Annotated in this window: 6 protein-coding genes and 1 pseudogene; all 7 read right to left on the bottom strand. The window is 30.7% G+C overall.

Translation table 11 applies throughout. From position 1 onward, the window contains the following. Positions 1-107: 107 nt before the first annotated feature. On the bottom strand, positions 108-668 hold the full coding sequence (locus U880_RS0105810; protein WP_024655150.1) for a DUF228 domain-containing protein: 561 nt from the start codon (positions 666-668) through the stop codon (positions 108-110). A gap of 21 nt (positions 669-689) precedes the next feature. After that, positions 690-1,481, bottom strand: a complete 792-nt coding sequence (locus U880_RS10575; protein WP_024655149.1) for a DUF228 domain-containing protein — start codon at positions 1,479-1,481, stop codon at positions 690-692. Further along, positions 1,481-2,035, bottom strand: a complete 555-nt coding sequence (locus tag U880_RS0105800; protein ID WP_024655148.1) for a DUF228 domain-containing protein — start codon at positions 2,033-2,035, stop codon at positions 1,481-1,483. Before U880_RS0105800 ends, U880_RS10575 begins: the two co-directional genes overlap by 1 nt. Before the next feature lie 9 nt (positions 2,036-2,044). Next, complete coding sequence (locus U880_RS0105795; RefSeq protein ID WP_024655147.1) at positions 2,045-2,755, bottom strand: DUF1357 family protein; 711 nt, start codon at positions 2,753-2,755, stop codon at positions 2,045-2,047. Positions 2,756-2,758: 3 nt separating this feature from the next. Then, positions 2,759-4,024: an anti-CBASS protein Acb1 family protein gene (locus U880_RS0105790; protein WP_024655146.1), complete on the bottom strand. Its 1,266-nt coding sequence runs from the start codon at positions 4,022-4,024 to the stop codon at positions 2,759-2,761. A gap of 165 nt (positions 4,025-4,189) precedes the next feature. Further along, positions 4,190-4,693 carry a Bdr family repetitive protein gene (gene bdr / locus U880_RS0105785; protein ID WP_024655145.1) on the bottom strand — a complete coding sequence of 168 codons (504 nt, stop codon included), beginning with the start codon at positions 4,691-4,693 and terminating at the stop codon, positions 4,190-4,192. A gap of 11 nt (positions 4,694-4,704) precedes the next feature. Beyond that, positions 4,705-4,916, bottom strand: a pseudogene (locus tag U880_RS10215) (PBSX family phage terminase large subunit); the annotation flags it as partial.

The raw sequence follows: 4,916 nt of genomic DNA, 5'->3' as shown, positions 1-4,916 counted from the left end.
GAACCAATCGTAAAATTTTGGTAATTCTACTTCCTCTGTTGCTTGAATAACTTCTTGTTCATAATAATCTTCTTCGTATAATTCCATTTCAAACCTCCTTTATTGAATTATTGGGCATTATTGCCAACAAATTTCACATGAACTAGATACGTATTATCTGGTAAAGATACCGTATCTTCTACAGCAATTGCATTATAAATGGTATTTGAACCAGTAGATTTTTCTGCTTCACCTTTATCGGTGAACTTAATTTTGTCGCCTCTTTTGATTGTTGCGTCTTTTGCAAAAAGCCAAGCTTGATAACCACCAGAAGTAATAGGAACAACTTGAGCTGTTTCTGTATAATCATCAATGTCAATGCATATTCCATACAAATCACCCCCACCACCTGGTTGAACATAAGATTCATAGTGAACCTCATTAGCTTTGATTGGATTTGTTGCGACCTTAACACCACATTTGTAGGGATAGTTTTTACTAGGCCAGTTTTCTATTTTTATATTACTACTAGAAGCGGTAAACCCACCATCGCCAACACTTGGTCCTTTATTTCTAAAATCAAAAGTATTACTTCTAACGGCTACTTCTTTGCTACCACCTTTGATAACAGCCGCCAGAGCTTTTCTTTTGTCCTCATAATCTTTGATGAGCTGTTTCATATCTGGCATACTCTAACCTCCTTTTTATTTTTAGCTTTTTCTTTGTATGGCTTTGTTGCCAAATATAGTGACTTCGACAAAATGAATTATAAAATCACTACTTGAGCTAAAAGACGAATCGCTTTGTTCAGCTGGAGTTCTAAAATCATGCTTATATGTATTACTTAATGCAATAATATTGATTGAAGTAGGTAAATTAGAACTGGCTTTTACCAATTCGCCTTCGGAATTAAAATCTAAATGGTCACCACATTGTATACTAGAATCTGCACATATAAAATAACCAGAAACATTATTAGTAATTGGAACTACACAAGCAGTATTAGTATACTCATCAACATCAACACACATGCCATATACGTTAGAATCATCGCTTGTCTCAACAAAAACAGACCCATCAGTATCAAAACTCAATTTAACGGCACGTTTGTATGGAAAACCTTTATATGGATAATTTTCATATTTGTCTACGCTGCTTGAGATAGTTTGCGTTAAGATATAAGGAAAATCGGCATTGCCCTGAAAACCATTCTTTGCACAACTTCTTACAGCCAAATCTTCTGTTGTTGTTTTAGTATACTTCTTAAGTCTAAGATACGCCAATCTGTATTGCTTTTCTTTCTCTACTCCAAAACGACTATTGAGATTTACACTTAAATCTTCTGCTCCTCTTCTTTTTCTGTTTTTAGGAGTATGAGAACTACTATCTTGATTTACTTGAACTTCTGATTCAATATCTTCAAGATCAATCTCAAGACCAGCTTGTTCTTTTGTATCCTCTACTTGAGAAGACAATTCTACATCATTGATTTTATCACTCATTAACTTTTAGCCCTATTACCAAATATAGAAACATGTATTATGTAAAGATTTTCATTAAGTTTAAAAGCTTTAGAAAGTGCAACTGCATTAATGAGTCTTGATGAGCTAGTATCTTTCTCTAGTTCCCCAAAATTATTGAATTTCAATTTATCTCCAATAGCAATACTCGTAGCATTATCCTTTTTAGCGATCAACCAACCTTGAAAATTATTGTTAATGGGAACAACTTGAGCTGTTTCTGTATAATCATCAATGTCAATACAGATCCCATATAGATCACTACCACCACCTGGTACTACAACTGGTTCATATTTAACATCAGAAAAATCCAATTTGACACCACGCTTATATGGATATCCTTTAGATGGCATATTTTCAATGATATCTACACTACTTGTAGTAGTACCACCTGATGCTGCAAAATGCAGATTCTTATCTCTAAATTCAGTATTATTACTAAACAATCCAGGATCAACACTTGGATTCTTCATATAAGACTTTATTTCTTTAAGCTTATCTTCATATTCCTTTTTTAGTTTTGCAATATCTGCCATTTAGTCTCCTTAAACTCTAGATCTTTTTTTCCTAACCTTTGAAGATAGTTTTAACAGTTCTTTATATCTATTCACAATGCCGCTCCTCAATTCATTGTTATTGCTTGACTTGAAGTGTGGTGAGGCAGTAGAAATATTATCTTCAAATTTAATAGCAGATTTACCAATACTTTTAGTAGTAAAACTTTTGTTCTTTGTAGTCTTTTTTATAGAAGTTTTGGCAAGATTTACAAGCATATCTAATAATGTACCTTTGATATGCTCAAGATTATCTATCTTAGCTATAGCCCTAATTTGATCCCTTGGAACATACTTTCTAACAAGTTCTCGCTTTTGCGCTAACATAATCTCATCTAAGCTGTGCCCACGTGATAACAGCGCCTCCTTGTTAAAATGACTACTCAAATATTTCTTTGACAGAGAATCAATTTCATTAAGTTTGATGGCTTCTTGTAAGATTTGATTCTTTGCTTTATTCTTTGCCTTGACTTCGGCTAATTCTTGCGCTACTCTTTGATTTATACTCAAAGGTTTACCTGCTTTGTTTGATAATATCTGCTTATCATTCTTAGCAAGTCCCTTTTTATACTTCATATACTGATTATATTCGTCCAAACTAATAGTCTTTGTAGGAACTTCGCTTTCTACATTATTAGCTTTGCTAATTACTTTGACATTTTTACTAACTACTTTATTGTTTTCTTTAGTTTCTGTTTTCATTCGTTATTGACCTCCTAAGAAAATTTCTCCAAAAAACAATTTATCTTTCAAAAGTTCAACTGACTTTTCTGACAATTCTTCATAACCTATAGCACTCTTATATTTCTCATAAAGTTCAAGTAATTTGATATCATGCTCAATCTTGTCAGTTTCGCTCAAAAGAATTAGAGAATTGAATCTCATATCAAGACCAAAATATTGATTAAGCTTCTGATTTACCGCAATTTCAATCCGTTCTTGCACCCCCTTCAAAAAATCATAATAATTACTTCGGTCTCCTTTACCATCATTGCCAAGACCTTTAGTTTGTTCATTGAAACTCCTAGTTAATGGTTCTTTAGTATCTGCTCCTATTTTTGCTTTTACAAGTTCTAAAGTATCTTTCAAAAAAGTAAGTTCATATTTCATAACTTCTAAATGTGCAGACTCACTTCCAGAATAGAATATCCCATCATTATTCAAATTGGATTTTAGTCTCTCAAGTTCGAGGGACAAATCATTGTTTAGTGCATTCAAGATATTGGTACCCCTCTTTACACTCTCATCACCACTATTATCAACACTACCATCATCAGAATTGCGCTTAAAAAGCTTCTTAAACATACCAGAACTATTATCTTTATTGCTTTTGGTAAGTAAATTAAATTGCAAAGATGCTTTACTTATAGCATCATTAATCTCTGCTAAAGACTCATCCTTGTAAAATAAAAAATTGTAGTTTCGAATCCTTCTATCTATCTCTTGATAGATAGTCTCAAAAAGAACTACATTTAGAAGAAAACTTTGTGTATAACATGGTGTATATGAACCCAAAATATAGTCATAATTCTCATATATAATCAAACGACTCTTATGGATCTTGACTTCTTTTCTAACTAAAACTCCCTCATCATCCTCTTCTTTGAATGAATATATGACATAAGAAGACTTAGAACCCCTATCTCGCACACAACTAAAATCTAAATACACAAATCCAATTGGTAATTCTGAATTAATTTTTAAGTCAAGATTATCATCTCCTGCTGTTTTGACCAAAATATAGCCAACACCATTAAATCTGTAACTTATGATACAATTCAACAGTGCTTCTTTAAGTTCTACTTTTAGATTATCTAACGTATCTTCAATACCACTTAAAGCAGTACTATAAATAACTTCTAAGTTGATCCCATTGTGAAGAACGTCTTCTGCAACATTATTTATATAATTCCTGAAAAATATTGAATGTTTATATAATTCATAAGAATTGATTTTAGAATTGTATTTCATTATTTCTCCAACCTTTACAACCCTATTTAACCTTATTCAATATACAAAAAATAATTATAGATCAATTATTTATTTTTGCTAAAAAATAATAGCAAAAATTATAAAAAATTGCAAAAAAAATTTAAACTTATTCTTTAGATAGAAGAAATATTCATTTATTTAAATTTACTTTATAAACAATGCATATAGCATAGATATTAATGCTAGAAATATTCCTACATTAATGGTAATAATAGTTCCAAACATCCATGCATGTAATTTAAATGTTCCTTTAACCTCTGATGCAAATTTATCTATCTTAGTATCAAGTTCTATTTTATTCAGTTCCATATCTTTTCTTACAAGAGAAATCTCTGATTTTAAGTTATTTTCAACAGTATTTATCTTATTATCAAGTTCAGTGAACTTACTATCCATTCTATTAATAAGTTCTTCTTTCGTGTCAAAAATTTTTTCTTCTAAATGTTTTAATTTGATGTCAAAGTTTTCTTTTAAATACTGAAGATCTTTAGTAGTAAGTTCATTTTTATAGTATCTATAAGATAAATCGTCCGCAATATCTCTCTTAATACCAGCTTTTACAAGCTCATTTAATACCATCTGCCTAGTAATTACAGGCTCCATTTGCATATACTCCATAAAGAATCTCCTTATGTAATTATTATACAATAATTTATAAGCTAAATGAAAGTAAATTTAGTAAAATGTTGACTTCTATCACGATAATTTAAAGACATAATTAAATATGCAGCTGATAATGCATCAAGAGCATCATCATGAACTTTGCCATCTCCATTATATGAATAAATATCACTAAATGCAGAACGACTACTATAATCTAATAAATGCATCTTGTTATAAGTAAATGGTGTTAATAAAGAAACAATTCTTG

The organism is Borrelia hispanica CRI (assembly GCF_000500065.1).
Taxonomy (GTDB): Bacteria; Spirochaetota; Spirochaetia; order Borreliales; family Borreliaceae; genus Borrelia; species Borrelia hispanica.
This window is presented reverse-complemented; position numbering and strand designations above follow the sequence as displayed.

Coding starts and splice junctions, on each gene's coding strand:
- U880_RS0105810 (WP_024655150.1), bottom strand. CDS start 668: ATGCCAGATATGAAACAGCTCATCAAAGATTATGAGGACAAAAGAAAA.
- U880_RS0105790 (WP_024655146.1), bottom strand. CDS start 4,024: ATGAAATACAATTCTAAAATCAATTCTTATGAATTATATAAACATTCA.
- U880_RS10575 (WP_024655149.1), bottom strand. CDS start 1,481: ATGAGTGATAAAATCAATGATGTAGAATTGTCTTCTCAAGTAGAGGAT.
- U880_RS0105800 (WP_024655148.1), bottom strand. CDS start 2,035: ATGGCAGATATTGCAAAACTAAAAAAGGAATATGAAGATAAGCTTAAA.
- U880_RS0105795 (WP_024655147.1), bottom strand. CDS start 2,755: ATGAAAACAGAAACTAAAGAAAACAATAAAGTAGTTAGTAAAAATGTC.